This is a genomic window from Rhodoferax sp. U2-2l (assembly GCF_020594515.1).
In the GTDB taxonomy this organism is placed as follows: Bacteria; Pseudomonadota; Gammaproteobacteria; order Burkholderiales; family Burkholderiaceae_C; genus Rhodoferax.
Window position 1 is genome coordinate 1 of the sequence record NZ_JAJCTH010000028.1, and the last position, 20,033, is coordinate 20,033.

Annotated in this window: 19 protein-coding genes and 1 pseudogene; 4 read left to right on the plus strand and 16 right to left on the minus strand. The window is 61.0% G+C overall.

The genetic code is table 11. From position 1 onward, the window contains the following. Window positions 1–120: 120 nt before the first annotated feature. Complete coding sequence (locus LHU53_RS19055; protein WP_227334364.1) at window positions 121–1,251, minus strand: acyl-CoA dehydrogenase family protein; 1,131 nt, start codon at window positions 1,249–1,251, stop codon at window positions 121–123. A 174-nt stretch (window positions 1,252–1,425) separates the two neighbouring features. Here LHU53_RS19055 and LHU53_RS19060 point away from each other — a divergent pair, with 174 nt between their 5' ends. Further along, a complete protein-coding gene (locus LHU53_RS19060; protein WP_227334365.1) occupies window positions 1,426–1,953 on the plus strand; it encodes a Uma2 family endonuclease in 528 nt (175 codons plus the stop codon). Between the two features lie 56 nt (window positions 1,954–2,009). Here the strand turns inward: LHU53_RS19060 and LHU53_RS19065 are convergent, their stop codons facing one another. The 6 genes from LHU53_RS19065 to LHU53_RS19090 all read right to left on the minus strand — a co-directional run bounded on the left by LHU53_RS19065 (window position 2,010) and on the right by LHU53_RS19090 (window position 7,968). Next, window positions 2,010–3,191: an acetyl-CoA C-acyltransferase gene (locus LHU53_RS19065; protein ID WP_227334366.1), complete on the minus strand. Its 1,182-nt coding sequence runs from the start codon at window positions 3,189–3,191 to the stop codon at window positions 2,010–2,012. A gap of 41 nt (window positions 3,192–3,232) precedes the next feature. Next, a complete protein-coding gene (gene aceK / locus LHU53_RS19070; RefSeq protein WP_227334367.1) occupies window positions 3,233–5,083 on the minus strand; it encodes a bifunctional isocitrate dehydrogenase kinase/phosphatase in 1,851 nt (616 codons plus the stop codon). A 71-nt stretch (window positions 5,084–5,154) separates the two neighbouring features. Next, window positions 5,155–5,829: a carbonate dehydratase gene (can, locus tag LHU53_RS19075; protein WP_227334368.1), complete on the minus strand. Its 675-nt coding sequence runs from the start codon at window positions 5,827–5,829 to the stop codon at window positions 5,155–5,157. A gap of 78 nt (window positions 5,830–5,907) precedes the next feature. Further along, window positions 5,908–7,089: an isovaleryl-CoA dehydrogenase gene (locus tag LHU53_RS19080; RefSeq protein ID WP_227334369.1), complete on the minus strand. Its 1,182-nt coding sequence runs from the start codon at window positions 7,087–7,089 to the stop codon at window positions 5,908–5,910. A 22-nt stretch (window positions 7,090–7,111) separates the two neighbouring features. Then, on the minus strand, window positions 7,112–7,486 hold the full coding sequence (locus LHU53_RS19085; RefSeq protein ID WP_227334381.1) for a PaaI family thioesterase: 375 nt from the start codon (window positions 7,484–7,486) through the stop codon (window positions 7,112–7,114). Between the two features lie 74 nt (window positions 7,487–7,560). Then, entirely contained in the window at window positions 7,561–7,968 is a 408-nt protein-coding gene (locus tag LHU53_RS19090) for a MerR family DNA-binding transcriptional regulator (protein WP_227334370.1), read from the minus strand. Window positions 7,969–8,112: 144 nt separating this feature from the next. On the opposite strand from LHU53_RS19090, the gene LHU53_RS19095 reads away from it, so the two are divergent. Together LHU53_RS19095 and LHU53_RS19100 are read left to right on the plus strand one after the other, a co-directional pair. Then, window positions 8,113–8,427, plus strand: a complete 315-nt coding sequence (locus LHU53_RS19095) for a hypothetical protein (protein WP_227334371.1) — start codon at window positions 8,113–8,115, stop codon at window positions 8,425–8,427. A 97-nt stretch (window positions 8,428–8,524) separates the two neighbouring features. Then, window positions 8,525–9,565, plus strand: a complete 1,041-nt coding sequence (locus LHU53_RS19100; protein ID WP_227334372.1) for a porin — start codon at window positions 8,525–8,527, stop codon at window positions 9,563–9,565. A gap of 64 nt (window positions 9,566–9,629) precedes the next feature. On the opposite strand, the gene LHU53_RS19105 is transcribed toward LHU53_RS19100, so the two are convergent. From LHU53_RS19105 to ltrA, 9 genes are all read right to left on the minus strand, one after another. Beyond that, on the minus strand, window positions 9,630–10,535 hold the full coding sequence (locus LHU53_RS19105; RefSeq protein ID WP_227334373.1) for a M48 family metallopeptidase: 906 nt from the start codon (window positions 10,533–10,535) through the stop codon (window positions 9,630–9,632). A gap of 21 nt (window positions 10,536–10,556) precedes the next feature. Beyond that, window positions 10,557–11,291 (minus strand): 1-acyl-sn-glycerol-3-phosphate acyltransferase, encoded by a 735-nt coding sequence (locus tag LHU53_RS19110; RefSeq protein WP_227334374.1) that lies wholly within the window; start codon window positions 11,289–11,291, stop codon window positions 10,557–10,559. A gap of 8 nt (window positions 11,292–11,299) precedes the next feature. Then, window positions 11,300–11,860, minus strand: a complete 561-nt coding sequence (gene gmhB / locus LHU53_RS19115; RefSeq protein ID WP_227334382.1) for a D-glycero-beta-D-manno-heptose 1,7-bisphosphate 7-phosphatase — start codon at window positions 11,858–11,860, stop codon at window positions 11,300–11,302. Between the two features lie 32 nt (window positions 11,861–11,892). Further along, window positions 11,893–14,049, minus strand: coding sequence for a glycine--tRNA ligase subunit beta (gene glyS / locus LHU53_RS19120; RefSeq protein ID WP_227334375.1), 2,157 nt, complete (start codon window positions 14,047–14,049; stop codon window positions 11,893–11,895). After that, window positions 14,046–15,065, minus strand: coding sequence for a glycine--tRNA ligase subunit alpha (gene glyQ / locus LHU53_RS19125; RefSeq protein WP_227334376.1), 1,020 nt, complete (start codon window positions 15,063–15,065; stop codon window positions 14,046–14,048). The genes glyS and glyQ overlap by 4 nt, the downstream gene beginning before the upstream one ends. A 171-nt stretch (window positions 15,066–15,236) precedes the next feature. Next, window positions 15,237–16,817, minus strand: a complete 1,581-nt coding sequence (gene lnt / locus LHU53_RS19130) for an apolipoprotein N-acyltransferase (RefSeq protein WP_227334377.1) — start codon at window positions 16,815–16,817, stop codon at window positions 15,237–15,239. Window positions 16,818–16,833: 16 nt separating this feature from the next. Further along, on the minus strand, window positions 16,834–17,700 hold the full coding sequence (locus tag LHU53_RS19135; protein ID WP_227334378.1) for a transporter associated domain-containing protein: 867 nt from the start codon (window positions 17,698–17,700) through the stop codon (window positions 16,834–16,836). 83 nt (window positions 17,701–17,783) lie between these two features. Next, window positions 17,784–18,503, minus strand: a complete 720-nt coding sequence (locus LHU53_RS19140) for a GNAT family N-acetyltransferase (protein WP_227334379.1) — start codon at window positions 18,501–18,503, stop codon at window positions 17,784–17,786. 166 nt (window positions 18,504–18,669) lie between these two features. Then, complete coding sequence (ltrA, locus tag LHU53_RS19145; RefSeq protein WP_227334380.1) at window positions 18,670–19,854, minus strand: group II intron reverse transcriptase/maturase; 1,185 nt, start codon at window positions 19,852–19,854, stop codon at window positions 18,670–18,672. Between ltrA and LHU53_RS19150 the strand changes: the two are divergent. Continuing rightward, window positions 19,831–20,033, plus strand: a pseudogene (locus tag LHU53_RS19150) (IS66 family transposase); the annotation flags it as partial. The gene ltrA and the pseudogene LHU53_RS19150 sit on opposite strands and share 24 nt — an antisense overlap.

Below are 20,033 nucleotides of genomic sequence, written 5' to 3' on the forward strand. Positions count from 1 at the left end.
AATATGCACCATTGCTACACCGGTCTTTGCCTGTGCCACGCTCCACCTTGCCACATTTGCAACGCCCGCGCCACGTGTTTCTTCGGAACGATTTGCGGCGCAGGCGGGCCGATTACTTCGCTAACCCAGCGCACGCTGGATGATGATTTTTTGCACATCTGACGTGCCTTCGTAAATCTGGCACACACGCACATCGCGGTAAATGCGCTCCACCGGGAAGTCGCTCACATAGCCATAACCACCCAGCGTCTGGATGGCCGCGCTACAGACTTTTTCGGCCATTTCGCTGGCAAACAGTTTGGCCATGGCGGCTTCTTTGAGGCACGGGCGGCCCGCGTCGCGCAAGCTGGCGGCGTGCCAGATGAGTTGTCGCGCGGCTTCCAGCTGTGTCGCGCACTCAGCCAGCCGGAAGCCGACGGCTTGGTGGTTGAAGATGGCAGTGCCAAAACTGGTGCGGTCTTTGGCGTAGGCGATGGCGACCTCCAAAGCGCTGCGCGCCATGCCGACGCTTTGCGCGGCAATGCCGATGCGCCCGCCTTCCAGCCCGCCCAGGGCGATGCCGTAGCCCTCGCCCTCTTTGCCGATCAGGTTCTCTGCGGGAATGCGGCAGTTGTCAAAATTGATCTGCGCGGTGTCGCTGGAGTGCTGGCCGAGTTTGTCTTCCAGCCGCGCCACCACGTAGCCGGGCGCATTGGTGGGCACCAGAAAAGCGCTCATGCCTTTTTTGCCCGCGCCTTTGTCGGTGACGGCAATGACAATGGCCACGTCGCCGTTTTTGCCGCTGGTGATGAACTGTTTGACGCCGTTGATGACATAGCTGTCACCGTCGCGCACAGCCGTGGTGCGCAGCCCCGAGGCGTCGGAGCCCACATGCGGCTCGGTCAGGCAAAACGCGCCCAGCATCTGGCCCTGCGCCAGCGGCTCCAGCCACTGTTTTTTTTGTGCGGCGTTGCCAAACTTCATCAGGATGGCGTTGACCGGGCAGTTGGTCACGCTGATCACCGTGCTGGTGCCGCCGTCACCCGCTGCGATTTCTTCCAACACCAGCGCCAGCGTCAGGTAGTCCATGCCCGCGCCGCCCAACTCTTCAGGCACACAAATGCCGCAAGCACCCAGCGCCGCCAGCCCTTGGTGCACGGCTTTGGGAAAGGTGTGTTCCTTGTCCCATTTGGCCGCGTTGGGCCAGAGTTCCGCCTGGGCAAAAGCGCGAACGGCATCGCGCACCATTTCCTGGTCTTGGGTTAACAGCATGGATCGGTCTCCTCAGGGTTTGGCTGGGCCATTAAAGTGATTTTGAAAACGGTCAAAGTGACGTGCACGTCAACTCGGAGGATTATGCACAGCAGGGCGCGATGACTGACAATGCACCCTTCGACCGAACGGAGATTTGCGATGGCCTCTGCGCTGACCCAACCCACAATGACCATGGACGACTATTTGGCCTGGGAAGCCCAACAGCCAGAAAAGCATGATTTTTTTGCGGGCGAGGTGTTTGCCATGACGGGCGGCACCTTGCGGCATAACCTGGCCACTGTCGCCAGCGTTTTGGCGCTGAAAACGCACCTGCAAGGCACCCCCTGCAAAGTCTTTTCTGGCGATGTGAAGGTGGCGGTGAACGTCTCCGAGCACTGGTTTTACCCCGACGTGGTGGTGACTTGCGACACGCACGATCTGAGCGACCTGAGCGCAGCCAAGATCAACGCGCCGGTATTGGTGCTGGAGGTGCTCTCTCCATCCACAGCGGCGTATGACAGGGGGCAAAAATTCCTCAGCTTGCAGAAACTGGCCAGCCTCAAGGAATACGCCCTGTTGGATGCCGAAGCAGCGCGGCTGGAGGTGTTCCGCCGCAACGCGGCTAGCCGCTTTGAGCTTTATGTGTTTGAAGGCGCCGATGCACAGGCCGAGCTGGCCAGCATCGGCTGGCAGGGCAACGTGGCCTGCCTGCTGGACTGATCGCAAGTCGGATTAGGCTTCAGCCCTTGCCAATCAAGGGCCAGAAGCTATCAGAATCAAAGCATTTCCAGCGCAACGGCCGTCGCTTCACCGCCGCCAATACACAGCGTCGCCACGCCCTTTTTCAGGCCGCGCGCCTGCAGCGCGTACAGCAGTGTGACCATGATGCGTGCGCCAGAGGCGCCAATCGGGTGACCCAGCGCGCAGGCGCCGCCGTTGACATTGACCACCTCGTGGCCCAAACCCAGGTCGTGCATCAACGCCATCGGCACCACGGCGAAGGCTTCGTTCACCTCCCACAGTTCCACATCACCCACGGCCCAGCCTGCCTTGGCCAGCACTTTTTTCACCGAGCCCACCGGCGCGGTGGCAAACCAGTTGGGTTCCTGGGCGTGCACGGCGTGCGCCACCAGGCGGGCCAAAGGCTTGCAGCCCAGCTTGGCCGCGGTGCTTTCACGCATCATCACCAAAGCAGCGGCGCCGTCGTTGATGCTGGAGCTGCTGGCGGCGGTGATGGTGCCGTCTTTCTTGAAGGCGGGTTTGAGGCTGGTGATCTTGTCGAGCTTGATCTTGCCAGGGCCCTCGTCGATGCTGATCACTTTTTCGCCCGCCCGGCCCTTGACGGTGACTGGCGTGATTTCTGCCGCAAACGCGCCCGAGGTGGTGGCGGCCTGCGCCCGGGTGACGCTGGTGGTGGCGAAATGGTCTTGCTGCGCACGGGTGAAGCTGTATTTGGCGGCGCAATCTTCGCCAAAGGTGCCCATGGAGCGGCCGGGCTCGTAAGCGTCTTCCAGGCCGTCGAGCATCATGTGGTCAAAAATGCGGTCGTGGCCGATGCGGTAGCCGCCGCGCGCCTTGGGCAGCAGGTAGGGTGCGTTGGTCATGCTCTCCATGCCGCCAGCCACCACCACATCAGCGCTGCCGGCCAGCAGCATGTCGTGGCCAAACATGGCCGCACGCATGCCTGAGCCGCACATTTTGGACAGCGTCACCGCACCCGCGCTGATCGGTAAACCGGCTTTCAAGGCCGCCTGGCGCGCGGGCGCCTGGCCCTGGCCCGCCATCAGGCAATTGCCAAACAGCACTTCATCCACCGCGTCGGGCGCGATGCCTGCGCGTTCGACCGCGGCCCGGATGGCGGCGCCGCCCAGGTCGTGCGCGGCCAGGGCGGAAAAGTCGCCCTGAAAACTGCCCATGGGGGTGCGGGCAGCGCCCACGATCACGATGGCATCGGTCATTTCTTTCTCCTTGGATGGATAGCTATCAAATTGGCAGTGTTTCAGATCGATTCCGGCAGCTCTGACGGTGTGGTGTCCGGGAAGAACCGCTTGCTCTGGTCATAAGGGAACACGTCAAACATATGGCCTTGCAGAATGCGGTCCTTGTTTTTTTGCCAGAAGGCGGCATCCAGCAAGTTGGCGTGGTGTTTCATGAACACCTCACGCACGGCCGGGTTACCCAGCAAAAACGGGCCAAAGGTTTCCGGGAACACATCATGCGGACCCACCGTGTACCAGACTTCGCCGCTCATCTCGTCTTCTTCACAACGCGGCTTGGGCACCTTGCGGAAGATGCAGTCGGTGATGTACTCGATCTCGTCGTAGTCGTAAAACACCACCTTGCCGTGGCGCGTGATGCCGAAGTTTTTCCACAACATGTCGCCAGGGAAGATGTTGGCGGCAATCAGGTCTTTGAGCGCGTTGCCGTATTCGATGACGCCACGCTCCAGTTGCCCGCGGGCAAACACGGCGGCCGGGCTGGTGTTGTTGGGATCGGCGCCACCGGCGTCAAAGGCGTCTTGCAGGTAGATGTTGAGCGGGATCATGCGCCGCTCGATGTAGACGTGTTTCAGGATCACTTCCAGCTGGCCGTCGCCGTCGCGGTCGCTGATCTCAAGCTGGCTCGGGGCGAACTTCTCGATCTCGGCAATCAACTCGTCGGTGAAGCGGTTGCGCGGAAAGGCCACGCCGCTGTACTCCAGCGTGTCGGCCATGCGGCCCACGCGGTCGTGCTGCTTGACCAGCAGGTATTTGCCCTTGATCTGCTCGCGGCTGGTTTCCTTGGGCGGCGGGTAAAAGTCCTTGATGATCTTGAACACATAGGGAAAGCTGGGCAAATCGAACACCAGCATGACCATGCCCTTGATACCCGGCGCAATGCGGAACTGGTCGGTGGAATGCCGCAAGTGGTACAAAAAGTCACGGTAAAACAGCGTCTTGCCCTGCTTGCCCAGGCCCAGCGCGTTGTACAACTCGTTGCGCGGCTTGCGCGGCATCATGCTGCGCAAAAACTGCACATAGGCACTCGGGATGTCCATGTCCACCATGAAGTAGGCGCGCGCAAAGCTGAACAACACGTGCATGTCGTCCTCGCCCTGCAGCACAGCGTCGATGCGCAGGCGCGACTCGTCCTTGTTGTACAGAATCGGCAGGGCAAACGGGTGTTCGTTGAAGCCGTTGATCAGTTTGCCCACCACGTAGGCGCCCTTGTTGCGGTAAAACAGGCTGGTGAGCACCTGGATCTGGAAGTTGGCGTGCACCTTCACGTTCGCCAGCGTCGGCTGGATCGCGCCCAAGACCAGCGCGGTGTCGCGCCGCAAGTCTTCAAACTCGCAGCGCAGGTCAAAGTCTTCCACCATGGTCTGCAGCGCCTCACGCAGGGTCTCCAGCGTGGGGTAATAAGCGCGGTAGGTGGGCAGCGCCTCGGACTCGCTGTTTTCAATGTATTCGGTGCTGACTGCCGGGCGGAAAAAGATGAAGCTGTTCTGGAAGTAACTGCGGTGCAGGATCTTGGTGGTGACCGAGTTGAAAAACGTCTCGGCCAGCTCGGGTTGGTGGTGATCCACCAAGAGGCCGATGTAATGCAACTTGACCTGCTGCCAGATCTCCATGCCCTGCTCACCCGCCTTGAATTCGCGCTCCAGCCGCATCGAGCATTCACGCACGCGCAGGTCGTAAAACTCGATGCGCTCGCGCTGGGCGCGCTGCTGGCCGGGCCAGTCGGCGGTCTCAAAGCGGTGCTTGGCGCGCGCCGATTCGGTCCGAAACAGGCGGTAATGGCGGTTGAAGCCGTCCATCATGGCCTTGGCAATCTCGTAGGCCAGACGGGAGTCCAGGCGGGTTGGGAACATATCTACTCTATATTTGTGATAGCTGCCAACCGCTGACTTACAAGGGCTGGAGGCCGATTTTCAACTTGACTTCACCTGATGTTCAGGCCGTCACCCAGCGGCCGGGGATAGCGCCGGAAAGCGTTGCGAAACACGCTGACGACTTCTTGCGCGCTTTGCATGCTGACCTGCAAATCTTTCACCAAGCCGTCTTTGAGGCCATAACACCAGCCGTGCACGGTGATCTTCTGGCCGCGCGCCCAGGCGTCTTGCAGCACGTTGGAAAGCGCCACGTTGCCCACCTGTTCGATCACGTTCATCTCGCACAGCACGTCTTCTTGCTCCGGCACACTCAGGTGGTCCAGGCGGCGGCGGTGGCGCAGCTTCACATCGTGCACATGGCGCAGCCAGTTGTCGGCCAGCCCCACACGGGTGCCACGCAACGTGGCCAGCACGCCGCCGCAACCGTAATGCCCGACCACCATGATGTGCTCCACCTTGAGGTGGTCCACGGCAAACTGGATGACGGAGAGCGCATTCAGGTCCGAGTGCACCACCACGTTGGCAATGTTGCGGTGTACAAACACCTCGCCGGGGTCCAGCCCGGTGATCTCATTGGCCGGCACCCGGCTGTCAGCGCAACCAATCCAAAGGTATTTGGGGCTTTGTTGCTGCGCCAGCTGGCTGAAAAAACCGGGTCGTTGCTGCTCCATGCGATCAGCCCAGACGCGGTTGTTGTCAAGTAGGTGTTGAAGTGAGGTAGTCATGGTGGCCATTTTGCCCTGTGACCCGGAGTGCCGCTCGGCTGGACCGCAGCACCACAGCGCCTGCCGGGCTGTCAGTAGTTAGCAAGTTTCGGCAAACAGTTCCCGCCCGATCAGCATGCGGCGGATTTCGCTGGTGCCCGCGCCAATCTCGTACAGCTTGGCGTCGCGCCACAGGCGGCCCAGCGGGTACTCGTTGATGTAGCCGTTGCCACCAAAAATCTGCACGCCCTCGCCCGCCATCCAGGTGGCCTTTTCGGCGCACCACAAAATGACCGAAGCACAGTCTTTGCGCACCTGGCGCACGTGGTCGGTGCCCAGCATGTCGAGGTTTTTGGCCACGGTGTAGGCGAATGAGCGCCCGGCCTGCAGCACGGTGTACATGTCAGCCACCTTGCCCTGGATCAGCTGGAACTCACCGATGCTTTGGCCAAACTGTTTGCGGTCGTGGATGTAGGGCACCACGTTGTCCATCACACTTTGCATGATGCCCAGCGGTCCGCCGGTGAGCACCGCACGCTCGTAGTCCAGACCGCTCATGAGCACCTTGGCGCCCATGTTCAGGCCGCCCAGGATGTGCGACTCGGGTACCTCGACGTTGTTGAAAACGAGTTCACCGGTGTGGCTGCCGCGCATGCCGAGCTTGTCGAGTTTTTGGGCGATAGAAAAACCCGGCATGCCCTTCTCGATCAAGAAAGCCGTGACACCACGCGCACCCAGCTCGGGTTCGGTTTTGGCATACACCACCAGCGTGTCGGCATCCGGGCCGTTGGTGATCCACATCTTGTTGCCGTTGAGCAGGTAGTAGCCGCCCTTGTCCTGCGCTTTCAGTTTCATGCTGATCACGTCGCTGCCCGCACCCGGCTCGCTCATGGCCAGCGCGCCCACGTGTTCACCGCTGATGAGTTTGGGCAGGTATTTGGCGCGTTGTTCAGGCGTGCCGTTGCGCTTGATCTGGTTGACACACAGGTTGGAGTGCGCGCCGTAGCTCAAGCCCACCGAGGCACTGGCGCGGCTGATTTCTTCCATGGCGATCATGTGCGCCAGGTAACCCATGTTGGCGCCACCATATTCCTCGCCCACCGTGATGCCGAGCACACCCAGCGCGCCCATCTTTTCCCACAGATCCATCGGAAACTGATCGCTGCGGTCGATTTCAGCCGCGCGCGGGGCGATCTCGGCTTGGGCAAAGTCGCGCACCGCATCGCGCAGCGCGTCGATATCTTCACCAAGTTGAAAGTTGAGGCCGGGCAAATTGTTCATGGGGTTGTCTCCTGGGGTGGTTTTAGTACGTCTTGTGCACGGGCATGATGGTTTGCTGCAGCACCGCGCAAGCCGTTTCACGGCCATCGGCAGCGATGTGGATGACATCCGCGCTGGTGATGATGACGCGTTTGCCCGCCTTCACCACCCGGCCTGTCGCGCGCAATTCGCCACCCTGGCAGCTGGCCAGAAAATTGATTTTGTATTCGACCGTCACCACTTCACTGCCCGCCGGGGCTTGGGTGAGCGCGGCATAGCCCGCCGCGATATCGGCCAGCGCGCCCATGGCGCCGCCATGAAAAGCGCCCTGCTGCTGGCTGACCTTGTCGGAATACGGCAGCGTGATGACACATTGACCCACCTGCGCCCGCAGCACGCGGGCGCCCCAGTGCTGCATCAGCCCTTGGCGCTCGAAACTGCGCAGCACGCGCTCCAGCGGCGACTCGGCGTGGTGCGGCGTCGGGGCCAGGCTCACGCGGTGGCTCCGGCCTTGCGCTGCGCTTTGGCCAGCAAGGACTTGGCTTCGCGCTGGTGCACTTTGAGCTCGTCCATGTTGGCCTGCAGGTCGGTCATCTGGGCCTCCAACTGCTGCTGATGCTGCGCCAGCACTTGCAAAAACTTCTCCAGCTGCGCGGCGGTGTCGCGCGGGCTGTCGTACATGTCGATGATGTCTTTGGCATCGGTCAGGCTCAGGCCCAGCCGTTTGGCGCGCAGCGTCAGCTTCAGGCGGGCGCGGTCACGCCCGCTGTAAATGCGGTTACGCCCGCCGGGGCCGCTGCGCTCGGGCTGCAACAAGCCCATGTCTTCATAAAAACGCATGGCCCGGGTGGTCAGGTCAAACTCTTTGGCCAGATCGCTGATGCTGTAGGTTTGGGGCATGGGGGTAAACAACGTGATTGACGTTAACGTAAACGTCAATTATGGCGTAAATCTCGCATCGCACCCACGGCGTAACTGACCTACCTCAATTTCAGCCGCGGTGCTGTGCGCTAACATGACTATTGACTTACAGCCATCCCAGCCATGACCACAACGTACCGCTTCACCGACGAACAGATTGAACATGTCATTGAACAAGGCCTGTTTTACATGTGTGCGTGCCCGGCGCAGGTGGCTGAAAGCATCCGCCACTTGCGCGGCTTGTACGCTTACCAACAGAGCTGTGTCGACACCGAGGGCAATGACAGCCGCGTGCATCAAGCCATCGCTGAAACGGCCATGGCCGCGCACGCCCTGATGGAAGACTGCATGGAGCGGGTGATCACCCTGGAGCAGTGGGACCGCACCACCCTGGACATGCCGCCCCATTTGCGCCAGCGCCAGATGCAAGAGATCTGAATTTTCCAGGCACGGTCGTTGCTTTAGCCGTTGGGATTGCCCGCGTTGAACGCGTGGTCAATCTGTCACGACGATTCATCAACACCCTGGAAAACACATGAAAAAAACAGCACTCCTGGCTGCCTGCCTGGCAGCCGCAAGCGTTGGCGCACAGGCGCAAAGCACGGTTCAACTGATGGGCCTGGTCGATGTGTATGCCGGTTCCATGAAAATGGCCGGTGACACCACCCGCAAATCCGTCGTCAACAGCGGCGGCATGACCACCTCCTGGTGGGGCATGAGCGGCTCTGAAGACTTGGGCGGCGGTTTGAAGGCGGGCTTTATGCTGACCTCGTTTTTCCGGGCTGACAGCGGCGACTATGGCCGCTTCAACGGGGACACCCAGTTTTCACGCGATGCCAACGTCAGCCTGTCCGGCGGCTATGGCACCTTGAACCTGGGCCGCGGAAAGGCCCCCAACTTTTTGCCCACCATCATGTTCAATCCCATGGGTGACTCGTTTACCTTCTCGCCCTTGGTTTTGCATTCCGATATCGATCTCTTCAACCCTTCTGGTTGGAAGCGGACGGTACCAGCAGACACCGGCTGGTCAAACCAGATCACTTACAGCACACCCACCTTTGCCGGACTCAAAGGCAATATCCACTACCAGTTTGGGGAGCAGGGTGCCGGGGTCAACGATGGCAAAAACAATGTGGGTTTGAATGCGTTTTACAGCGCAGGCCCTGTTGGGTTGACGGCTTATTGGGAGAAAGTGGAGATTAAGAACCCGGGCGGCACGGATGCCATCGTGGCATCCAAGCCTTACGCGCACACGGACTGGATGCTTGGCGGTACGTATGACGCGGGGGTCGTCAAGGCCTTCGCAACCTATGGCAAGGCCTCATCAGACGACAACGCGTTCGATAAAACAACCACCTCCTTGGGCCTCTCTGCCCCCCTGGGTTCGGGCAAGTTGCTGGCCTCAGTGGCGCGCACCCAAGACGACATCGCGGACAAACGCCGCACCACCACCACCGTGGGCTACGACCACACCCTGTCCAAACGCACTGACGCCTATGCCATGCTGATGCACGACAAGATCACGTCCTACAGCTCGGGCACCAGCTTTGGTCTGGGTGTGCGCCACCGCTTCTGAGGCTGTCACACCGGCCCGCGCTCTGTCTTCACGGGCAGCGCGCGGGCACTTTTTGACTGGTGCATCAATCCCACTTCGGCACCAGCTCACTTTTGAGCTGCGCCCGCTGTGCAGCGTAGTCAGGCACCACGGCGCGCACCGTGTCCCAGAAGCGCGGGCTGTGGTCCATCACCCGCAGGTGGCTGAGTTCGTGCGCCACCACGTAGTCCAGCACTGACATCCTGAAAAACACCAGCCGCCAGTTCAGCCGGATGGCGCCGTCGCGGCGGGCGCTGCCCCAACGCGTGCCGGCATTGCTCAGGCCAAGTCGGGTCCACTGCACGCCCAGCACCGGGGCGAAGTGGTCCAGCCGCTGCTGAAACAGCACCTTGGCCTGACGCATCAACCAGGCCTGCACCCGGTCACGCATCTGCTCGGCGCTGGCGTGGTGAGGCAGGCTGACGCGTAATTCAAGCAACACCCCGGGCGCGGGCAAGGCCGCCACCGCGCCGATGCTGACTTCGGTGGGCCCGGGGTCGTCCTGTACGAGCAACAACGCGGCCCCACCCGCGCCAAAGCGGTGCTCGGGGTCCAGCCGCACGGTCAAGGTCTGCCCCAGAAACGGGAACGTGGCACCGTCCTGCCAGACGATCACCTGATCAGCCAGCCGGGTTTGGCGCTCGCGACTCGCCTGCAACTTGCGCAAAATCCAGTCGGCCTTGGTGTGCAGAGCGGCGTCCACGTCGCGCAGCGTGACCCACTTGGGCGCGCGCACTGCCAGGCCATCCGGCCCGACGCTGAAGCCAACGCTGCGCCGCTGCCCGCGGTTGAAAGCGTAGGCGACCCGGGTCTGACCCAGCAACACCTCGCGGTTGGCGCGGGGGTGCGAAAAATCGGCCTGGATTGAAGGTGCTGCGGACCCTGGCCCAGCCGGGGCTGGCGATGGCATGGATTCAAACAAATCGCGCGTGGCGCGCAGCAATGGCAACATGTGTGACGGCCCGCAGGCAGCTCAGCGGTAGGCTTCGGGGTCGATGCGGCGCATTTCGGCCTCGATCCAGGCCTGGGCCTCGCGCATCAGCGCTTTCGGGTCGCGCCCGGCGCTCTCCATGGGCGCGCCAATCGACACCCGCACCACGCCCGCGTGTTTGACAAAGCCTTCCTTGGGCCAGCAGCGCGCGGTGGCCACCGCAATGGGCACCACCGGCGCACCACTTTCCACGGCCAGACGCGTGCCCGCGGTCTGGTAGGTGCCCGCTTCGCCGCGCGGCATGCGGGTGCCCTCCGGGAACATGATGACCCAGTTGCCCTGGGCCAGCAAGCGTTTGCCCTGGTCGATGACGTGTTTCATGGCCACCGTGCGCGATTCGCGGTTGATGTGGATCATGTCCAGGCGCGCCATCGACCAGCCAAAAAACGGAATCTTGAGCAGCTCGCGCTTGAACACAAAGGCCAGCGGGTGCGACATGATGGTCGGCAGCCACAAGGTTTCCAGCGTGGACTGGTGCTTGGACAGCAGAACGGCGGCGCTGGTTTGGCCCAGCGGCAGGTTGTGCAAGCCCTGCACCTCCATACGCACGCCCAGAATCACGCGTGTGCCCCACATCACCACCCGAAACCAGTTCACCGCCACCCACCAAGTGGTGGTGCGCGAGGCAAACAGCGACACCACCAGCACCGCCAGCGTCCAGGGGATGACGGTGATGCCCATCCACAACAGGTGCAGCACCGAACGCAGCCAGGCCATCATGGGTATCAGTTGGCCTCGGTCTCGCGCGCCAGCAGGTGATCGACAAACGCGGACAGATCCGCGTGAACCGTTGTCTGCGCCGGGAAGGTGTCCGGCAGCGGGTGACCCCGATGGGCTTCACCCTTGCCGGTCAGCACCAGATGCGGCTCGCAACCCACCGCCACCGCAGCCACCAGATCGCGCGCCGAATCACCCACGGCCGGCACGCCTTTGAGGTGGATGCCGTAGCGCTCACCAATCTGCTCAAACAGGCCCGAGGCCGGTTTGCGGCATTGGCAGGCATCGTCTGGCGCGTGCGGGCAATAAAAAATGGCGTCCAGGCGTCCGCCCAAGTCGGCCAACTGCTGCAGCATCTTGGCGTGGATGTCATTGAGCTCCGACACCTCAAACAGCCCGCGCCCCAAACCGGACTGGTTGCTGGCCACCACCACATGCCAGCCGGCGTGGTTGAGCCGGGCAATCGCTTCCAGCGCACCGGGCAGCGGCTGCCACTCATCCGCAGACTTGATGTAGTCCACGCTGTCGACGTTGATGGTGCCATCGCGGTCCAGAATCACCAGTTTCATGGGGGCCATGTCGTGTGCTCGTCGGATGAGGTTCAGGCCGCCAGGCGCGACAGGTCGGCCACCTGGTTCATCGCCAGGTGCAGCGTTTTGAGCAGACCCAGGCGGTTCAGACGCAAATCAAGCGCCTCGGCGTTGACCATCACGTCTTCAAAAAAGGCGTCCACCGGCCCACGCAGCGCCGCCAGGGTTTGCAGCGAGGCGGTGTAGTCACCCGCCGCCAACTGCGCCTGGGCGCGCGGGGTGATGTCTTGCATGGCGGCATACAGCGCGATTTCAGCGGCTTCCTGCAACAGCAGTTCACTCACATGCGCGTCGGCCACGGCCGCAGCGTCGGCTTTTTTCAGGATGTTGCTGATGCGCTTGTTGGCCGCCGCCAGCGCGGGCGCCTCGGGCAACGCGGCGAAGGCGCGCACGGCAGCCAGACGCTTGGGCACGTCGCCCAGGCGCTGCGGGCGCAGGGCCAGCACCGCGTCCACCTCCAGCGCGCTGTAACCCTGCTCGCGCAGGGAACCGGCCAGACGCTCAAAAATGAAGTCGGTCAAGGGGCCGCTGGCGTCAGAAATCTTGTCGCCAAACACCGGGGTGGCCGCGGTGAGCAAATCATTCAGGCTCAGCGGCAGGTCTTTTTCAACCAACATCCGGATCACGCCCAGCGCATGGCGGCGCAGCGCAAACGGGTCTTTGTCACCGGTGGGCAGGTTCCCGATGCCAAACATGCCGACCAGCGTCTCCAGCTTGTCCGCCAGCGCCACCACCACCCCGGTCAGGTTGCGCGGCAAGTCGTCCCCGGCAAAACGCGGTTTGTAATGGTCTTCAATGGCCTGCGCCACCTCGGTGCTCAGGCCGTCGTTGAGCGCGTAATAACCACCCATGATGCCCTGCAACTCCGGGAACTCGCCCACCATGTCGGTCAGCAGATCGGTCTTGGCCAGGCGGGCGGCAGTATCCGCGTTATGAACCAGCCCGTCTGGCTGTGAGACGGACGCATTGGGCGCAAGCAACTCAGCAATGGCCCGTGCGGTGTCGCAGACGCGCCCCATGCGCTCGCCCTGGGTGCCGAGTTTGTTGTGGTAGACCACCTTGTCGAGCCCCGGCACACGCGAGGCCAGCGACTTTTTGCGGTCCTGGTCATAGAAAAACTTGGCATCGGCCAGGCGCGGGCGCACCACCCGCTCATTGCCACCGACCACCGCACTGGCATCGGCCGGGCTGATGTTGCTGACCACCAAAAACTGATTCGTGAGCTTGCCCTGGGCATCGAGCAGCGGGAAGTACTTCTGATTGGCCTTCATGGTCAGGATCAGGCACTCTTGCGGCACGTCCAGAAACTGCGGCTCAAACTGGCACACCAGCACGTTGGGACGCTCCACCAGCGCGGTCACTTCGTCCAGAAGCGCGTCATCTTCAATGGCCTTGACGCCATTTCCAACGCGGGCCGCCGCCGCTTTGATCTGTTCAACAATGGCAGCGCGGCGCTCTGCAAAACTGGCGATCACGGCACCGTCGTTCAACAAGTTCTGGGCATAACTATCGGCGTTGGCCAGCACCACCGGCGATGTGACCGCTTCAAAACGATGCCCCTGCGTGCTGTTGCCGGCTGTCAGGCCCAGCGCCTTGACCGGCACCACCGTGTCGCCATGCAGCGCCACCAGACCATGCGCCGGGCGGACAAAGTTGACGCTGCTCCAGCCGGGCAACTCACAATCCGACTCCAACTGGTAGTTCATGACCTTGGGAATGGGCAGTTTGGCCAGCGCCACATCCAGCGCCTGCTGCAGACCCACATCCAGCGTGGCACCGCTGACCAGGCTGTCATAAAACAGCGCCTCGGCCTTGCCGTCCGGCGCCTTGCGCAAGGCGGCTACGGCAAACACCGGGTCCGACACATCGGCCCCGAGTGCCTGCAACTTTTTGAGCAGCGCAGGCGTCGCGTGGCCGTTGGCATCCAGACCCACAGCCACGGGCATCAGCTTTTGCTGCACCGCTTTGTCGGCGGCTTTGGCCGCCACGTGGGTGATGTGGGCGCCCAGACGACGCGGCGAGGCAAACGCGGTGGTCACCGAGTCGGCCGATGCCAGACCCAGCGCGCGCAGTTGGTCGGTCAACTGGCTGGCAAAAGCGTCACCGAGTTTTTTGAGCGCTTTGGGGGGCAGTTCTTCAACAAACAATTCAACGAGGAGGTTTCTCACAGGGCCACCTTCTGGGTCTCTGGGGTTTTATGGATCGCAGCACTTGCCAGCGCGGCCTTGAGTTCGATTTGGCGTGCAGCATCAAGGACGGCGTCCACCCCGTCCTTGCCCAGCACCAGGGCTGCAATCTGGCTGGAAGCCATCGGATAGCCCAGGCGAGCGCGGCTGTCGCGGTAACTTTGGGCCACACCGCGGGCCAGGTTGCGGATGCGGCCAATGTAGGCGGCGCGCTCGGTCACGCTGATGGCACCACGTGCGTCCAGCAGGTTGAAGCTGTGCGCACATTTGAGGACTTGCTCGTAAGCGGGTAGCGCCAGTTGCACGTCCATCAGGTGTTTGGTCTGCTTTTCATGCGCGGTGAAGGCGGTGAACAAAAAGTCGGCATCGCTGTGCTCAAAGTTGTAGGTGGACTGCTCGACCTCATTTTGTTTGTACACGTCGCCATAACTGAGCCGTGTGCCGTCGGCGGCGGTGGTCCAGGTCAGGTTGTAGACGTTGTCCACGCCTTGCAAATACATCGCCAGGCGCTCCAGCCCGTAGGTGATCTCGCCGGTGATCGGTTTGCAATCGATGCCGCCCACCTGCTGGAAGTAGGTGAACTGGGTGACTTCCATGCCATTGAGCCAGACTTCCCAACCCAGGCCCCAGGCGCCGAGCGTGGGGTTTTCCCAGTCGTCTTCGACAAAACGGATGTCGTTTTTCTTCAGATCAAAGCCCAGCGCTTCCAGCGAGCCCAGATACAACTCCAGAATGTTGCTGGGGGCGGGTTTCAACACCACCTGGTATTGGTAATAGTGCTGCAGACGATTGGGATTCTCGCCGTAGCGGCCGTCTTTGGGGCGGCGGCTGGGCTGAACGTAAGCCGCTTTCCACGGCTCGGGGCCAAGCGCTCGCAAGAACGTCGCCGTGTGCGACGTACCCGCGCCGACTTCCATGTCATACGGCTGCAACAGTGCGCAGCCTTGGGCGTCCCAATACGACTGCAGTTTCAAAATGATTTGCTGGAAGGTCAACATAAGTTGGAAGCGCCGGGGTGACAGACGCCTGAAGTTGGTAAGAGGCGCGCCTGAGTTCACGCGCCATGGTTCGATTTTACGGGCTCATGACACGCCCCAAAGCCTTCTGCCAAGCGCTACGCACAACCCCTGATGGAAAGACCCCACGCCGTGTGGACGCGCAACGCCCTGTCAGCGGGCACGCTGGCGGCGCATCACCACAGCGGCCATCACCACCCCCACCGCCATGCCCCACAGCGGCCACAAGCCGAACCGGGCGATCCACTGCGCGTAAGGCGTCAGCCCGGTGCGCCCCTGCACCACGCCATGCAGCGCCACCGCGGTGTGCGCCGGGGCCCTGTGGGTGACGCGCCCAAGGTGATCGACGATGGCGGTTTGCCCGGTGTTGGTGGCCAGCAGGAACGGCCGGTCAAACTCCAGCGCGCGGGTCCGGGCGATCTGCAAGTGCTGGTCCATGGCCAGATGTTCGCCAAACCAGCCCAAGTTGCTGATATTGACCAGCATCGTCGGCGCGGTCGCTGCGTCCCCAAACTGGGTGGCCAGTTCGTTGCTGTACAGGTTCTCGTAGCAGATGGTGACGGCCAGCCGCTGCCCTTGCCAGTCAAACGTGGGTTGTGGCAGTGCGCCCCGGTTGAAGTCACCTAGCGGAATGTGCATCAGGTCGGTGAACCAGCGAAACATGGGCGGGATGAACTCACCAAACGGCACCAGGTGGTGTTTGTCATACCGCCAGACGTCGGCCTGGCCCGGCTTGAAACCCACCGCTGAATTGGTGTAACCGGTGGCGTTATTGCCCAGGGGGATGCCCACCAAGGCGGCCTGATCGCCCTGCGCAAACCGCGTTTGTAACGCCTGCCAGTAGCCTTCGGGCAGCTGATCCGGCAGCACGGGCAGCGCTGTTTCGGGGGTGATGGTGAGCGCGCTGCGGCTGGCCTGCAGTTGTGCCCCGTACCACAGCAAGGCTTGGAGCACGCCGGTGGCGGGTTCAAATTTTTCCTCTTGAGCGATGTTGCCCTGCAACAGGGTCACGCTGAGTTGGCCCAGAGACGCACCACGGGTCGCAGGCAACACCACAGGCAACACCAACAGGACCAGCAGCAGCCCCAGTGAGATGGCCTTGTCCCGCCATACGGACACGCCGATGGCCATCGCCAAAAGCCCCGCGAGCAAGGCTGCTACAAATGTGATGCCATACATGCCGACCCAGCCCAGCAGGTCTTGCAAAGGACCATCCAGATGGGCATAACCCACCGCACCCCAACCAAAACCGGTCAGCCACTGGCCCCGTGCCAACTCGGCCAACAGCCACAACGACGCAAAAACAACCGCGGCGATGCCTTTGTTTCTTTTGGTTAGGTGCCAAAAGGCCCAACAACTGGCGGCGTAATAAAGTGCCAGCGCACCCGCCAGCATCAGCACCGCCAGGACCGCCAGCACGGCGGGCAAACCGCCGTAGATATGCATGGAGATAAACAGCCAGGCAAATGTGGCAGCCAGCCAGCTCAACGTAAAGAGCCATCCTCGCCAAACCGCTTGCCCCGCCGTTGGAGAGCGCAACAGCAGTAACACCAAAATCGCCATCGACACTGTCTGCAGCCACCAGATCGGCTGACCCCGCTCCCAACCCAAAAACGCCAACGCTGGCGGCATGGCGAACGGCCATGCCGTGCTGGCGGCCTGGCAACCACCGGCAACGATGGCCAGCACCAGCGGCATCACCACCGCTGAACGAGCGCGCGTGGGTTCAAACAAGTGCAACCCTGAGACCTCAAGCTGAAGACCGGTCCACCGGCGCCACCTTGAACCATTTCACAGCGCCACCTTTGGTGTGCATCACAACAAATTCCAGTCCGGCCATGACATGGCGCTCGCCCCGTTTGGGCACATGGCCCATTTCATGCGCAATCAGGCCACCGATGGTCTCAAACTCGTCGTCTGGGTCGGTGCTTTCCAACGTGACCCCAAAGGTGTTCTCCACCCGGTCAATCAGCGTGTCGCCACTGACACGGTAGGTCTGATCTGCCAGACCAAAGATGTCGCCCTCGTCGTGTTCGATGTCGAACTCATCCTCGATTTCACCCACAATCTGTTCCAGCACGTCCTCGATGGTGATCAGGCCCGCCACGCGGCCAAATTCATCAATCACGATCGCCAAGTGGTTGTGGTTACTCTGAAAGTCCCGCAGCAGATCGTTCAGCCCTTTGCTCTCGGGCACAAACACAGCTGGACGTAGCAAAGCACGGATGTTCAGCTCGGGGGCCCGCTGCAGTTTGAGCAGGTCCTTGGCCATCAGGATGCCGATGATGTTCTCACGCTCCCCCTCAAACACCGGAAAACGCGAATGGGCAGTATCAATCACGCCGTGCATCATGACGTCGTGGGAATCTTCAATATTGACCAACTCCATACGGGTGGTCGGCACCATCACGTCCCCCGCGGTCATCTCCGCCATGCGGATGACACCCTCCAGCATCTTGCGCGAATCCGCCCCGATCAGTTGGTTATGCTCGGCATCAGCCAAGGTCTCGATCAACTCGTCGGTAGAGTCAGGGCCGGGATGGATAAACTCCGCAACTTTTTGCAGGAAAGTGCGGGTATCTTCCCGTTCAGAACGGGCAGGATGAGGATCGGACACAGCCAGAAGCGCAGGACATGCAGTTGTTGAACAGACTCCAAGGATAGCGGATTACAGAAACCACCATCAACTGCCCACAAGAACTACTCGACGTCGGCCCGCTGCCTGACAGGGACCCAGATTTGCTGTATCCGACTGTAGGTGTCCCAAAATTGTTTGGCTTGTGCTTTGAAGTGGTAGTTGGCCTGGGCCAGATGCTCTTCCATGATCTCGGTCATTTGCGTGTGAAACGTTGCAGGCTTCAAACTCAGATGCGCCTCAGACTCGGCCCCGTCACGGACAACTGTTGCACCGGCTCTTTTGGCAATTTTCAGCATCGCTGTGTTCTCGCTCAGTGCATGAACGTACATGGCCGTCACGCCTTCGTTACGGGCATGCATCACGGCTCGCTCAAACAGTCGACGCCCATAGCCCCGACCACGCACAGGCTCCAACACGGACACACCAAACTCTGAAGATGCGCTGGCACGGACTTCGCTGGAATAAGCCAAGTGCGCCATGGCGATCAAGCGAAGGTGGCGGTTGTAAATGCCGAACACCTCGTCACGATCAAAATCCAAACTGGCCACGTAAGCCCTGATCTGCTCATCTTTGGCTGAAAAACCAAACCTGAAATAACGGTCTTGAGGACTTAAAGTCAACAAATGCTCTTCAATTCGCGAACGGTGATTCTCACCCAGCGAACGGATAGGAACGATAAGGTCTGGCTGATGGGATCGAGGTGGCACGGCAACTGGTTGCACATCAGCCTCTGACACACTCTGGCTGTGATGGATTGGGGACGGAAAAGTCGTTTCAAACATACATCAAATCATACGGGTTTTCCCTAGTATGTTGCCCCTAAACGTTACGCTTAATGTCGCCCATTGTGACTAACTCACAACGAAACGGTTGCGGTAGGGACGGAGGTCACCCCCCCGCCCCCCGCACAGATCCGTACGTGCAGAATTACCGCATACGGCTCCTGCCTCAGGTATGTGACGCGTAGAACCGCTCCTCCGGATAGGGGGGCATATTGCGGACGATCGGAATGAAACGCTCTGCGATCCGGCTAAACCTGTGCCACGACAAACGGTGTCGCTGGCTCCGACGCATCAGCGCATGCCGCCAAGCGCGGCCAATTTCGCTGCGCATTCCAGCTAGACGATACAGATTTCCCGGCACAGCGTGGTAGTTAAAGTAACCTTGAACCACGCGGTTTAGCCACTTGCCCACAATGGCGACAGATTCATGCCGTCGTCGCATCAACTCTGCTCGGATGGCTTCAAGTGTCGCTCGCATTCGCTTCTTTACCGTCAGGCGCGTGACCTGAAATCGGCCTTGCCTGTCGATACCACACTCGATCAGCCGCGTCTTCGTCGCATTCAGGGTCAGCCCAAATTTTGCCAGCCGCTCTTTCATCGCTGTCAGAAACCGTCTGGCTGTTTCTTCAATCTTGAATCCGAACACACTGTCATCAGCGTAGCGCACGACAATCACATTGCCCCGTGCATATCTGCGACGCCATTGCTGCGTCCATTGATCGAGAGCGTAGTGCAGATAGATGTTCGCCAGTAATGGCGAGATCACCGCGCCTTGGGGCGTGCCCTTGGTCGCCGCTGCCCTGCACCCGTCCTCCATCACCCCCGCTTTGAGCCATTTACGAATCAGACCTAACATTCGCCGATCCGCAATGCGGTGTTCCAGAAACTTCAGCATCCAGTCATGATCGATTTCATCGAAGAATGACGATATGTCTGCATCCAATATCCAGTTCACGTTTTGGCTCGTGATTCCGACCGTCAGCGCATCCAGTGCATCGTGCTGGCTACGTCCTTGCCGGAACCCATACGAGAATCCGAGAAAGTCCTCTTCATAAATCGTATTCAATACGGTGACCACCGCCTGCTGCACGACCTTATCCTCCAGAGAGGCGATTCCAAGCGGGCGCTGTCTGCCATCGGCTTTGGGTATGAATACCCGCCGTGATGGTTTGACTCGGTACGCACCGGCATGAATTTCCCGGTGCAGTCCGTGTACTCGCTCGTAGAGTCCTTCCTCGTAGTCTCGCCACGTCACGCCGTCTACGCCCGCCGCCGCGTCATGGCGTAGCGCATAAAAACACTCCACCAGTAGCTGCGGCGTTATGTGGTGCAGCAATGCCGTGAAACGCACCGTCTTGTCCCGACGGGCACCATCGACAAGCTAACGCATGAAAACGCGTATTTCAAACGCCTGAAGTTTGCCGCCCAAAGTGAGCGCTTCAGCGCCGAGCAAAGAAGCCTGCTCGAAGAAACCCTCGATGAGGATCTACAGGCCGTCAGTGACGAGATCGAACAGATCAGTGCCACCGA